Origin of the sequence: Salinisphaera sp. C84B14 (genome assembly GCF_040361435.1) — a bacterium.
In the GTDB taxonomy this organism is placed as follows: domain Bacteria; phylum Pseudomonadota; class Gammaproteobacteria; order Nevskiales; family Salinisphaeraceae; genus Salinisphaera.
On sequence record NZ_APNL01000044.1, the window covers coordinates 1 to 1739 of the forward strand.

Sequence of the window (1739 nt, forward strand, 5' to 3'; positions counted from 1 at the left end):
GATCTGCAATCGATCCAGAACGAAATCGAACAGCGCCTCGGCGAGATCGATCGCGTGTCCGAGCAGACCGCGTTCAACGGCACCAAGGTGCTCGACGGCTCCAAGACCGAAATCAAGATCCAGGTCGGTGACAAGGACGATCAGACCATCTCCATCAACCTGGAGAACATGGATTCGGCTTCGTTGAACCTGAACGGCTTCACGGTCAGTGGCACGCAGGTCGCCGCCGACACAAGCGGCCTGACCGGCGGCGCGAAGCTGGTTTCCTACTCTGGCGCCAACGGCGAAACCCAGTACGCCGTGGATACCGATGGCACCGGCACGACGTACGAAACAGCTACGATCGATGCGTCCACCGGCGCTGTCACTGCAAGCGGCACGGGCGTGACCCCCACCGGCACCACCACGGACGTCGCCAACGGTGAAACCGTAACGATCCCCGGCACCAAGACGACCGACCCGCTGGCGGCCCTCGACAGCGCTCTGAAGCAGGTCGACGATCTGCGCTCGGATCTCGGTGCGGTCCAGAACCGTCTGGATTCGGCGATCAACAACATCTCCACCACCGAAATCAACATCTCCTCGGCCCGCTCGCGCATCACCGATGCCGACTACGCCACGGAAGTGTCGAACATGTCCAAGGCCCAGATCCTGCAGCAGGCCGGTACCTCCGTGCTGGCCCAGGCCAACCAGAGCACCCAGGGCGTGCTCTCCCTGCTCCGGTAAGCAGCAGACCGTTCTCGCAAGGGACAAGAAAGAGGGCGCCCCAGGGCGCCCTCTTTTTTTATTGGGCAAATCGAGCGCGGGCCCGTTTTACCGTATTAAAGAAATTTCCTTTCTAGGCGATATGACATCAGCGGCGCGATATGCAGATCGCCCCTATAGCCGCCGGCCATAGCCGGCCAGTCACAACGACTTAGACACAGGAAATCGCCATGTCCTTCGTGATCAACACCAACACGCTGTCGCTGACCGCTCAGCAGAACCTCAACCAGTCCCAGAAGACCCTGAACAGCGCTATCGAGCGTCTGTCCTCGGGCAGCAAGATCAATTCCGCCAAGGACGATGCCGCCGGTCAGGCCATCTCCAACCGCATGACTTCGCAGATCAACGGTCTCAAGCAGGCCTCTTCGAATGCCAACGACGGCATCTCGCTGGCCCAGACCACGGAAGGCGCGCTCAACCAGATCAACGACAACCTGCAGCGCGTTCGTGAACTGACCGTGCAGGCGGCCAACGGCACCAACAGCGCCTCCGACCTGGAATCGATCCAGAACGAAATCGGACAGCGCCTCGGCGAGATCGATCGCGTGTCCGAGCAGACTGCGTTCAACGGCACCAAGGTGCTCGACGGCTCCAAGACCGAAATCAAGATCCAGGTCGGCGACAAGGACGATCAGACCATCTCCATCAACCTGGAGAATATGAATTCGGCCTCGTTGGGCCTCGAAGGCTTCAACGTCGACACCAGCCGTGATGTCGCGGTCGATACCGCGACCAACAGCATCAACCTGGTGTCCTACACCGATGCCAACGGCGAAACCCAGTACGCCAACGACACCGCCGGCGACGGCACTGCCTACACGACCGTCAACATTGATCAGGATACGGGTGTTGTAAGCGCCGGCACGACCGATGTGACTGCGGCCGCACAGGCTGCGACGCCGGCCAGCATCGCCGACGGCACCACGATCCAGCTCAAGACCGAAGACCCGCTGGCCACGCTGGACAGCGCCCTG

General features: G+C 61.1%; 2 protein-coding genes. Both read left to right on the forward strand.

The window, feature by feature from the left end; all coding sequences use genetic code 11:
- Positions 1–726: flagellin (locus tag C84B14_RS17955; RefSeq protein ID WP_353226123.1), on the forward strand; the 726-nt coding region annotated here is incomplete at its 5' end.
- Positions 727–935: 209 nt separating this feature from the next.
- Positions 936–1739, forward strand: an 804-nt coding sequence (locus tag C84B14_RS17960; protein WP_353226125.1) for a flagellin N-terminal helical domain-containing protein, incomplete at its 3' end; no start/stop codon positions are given.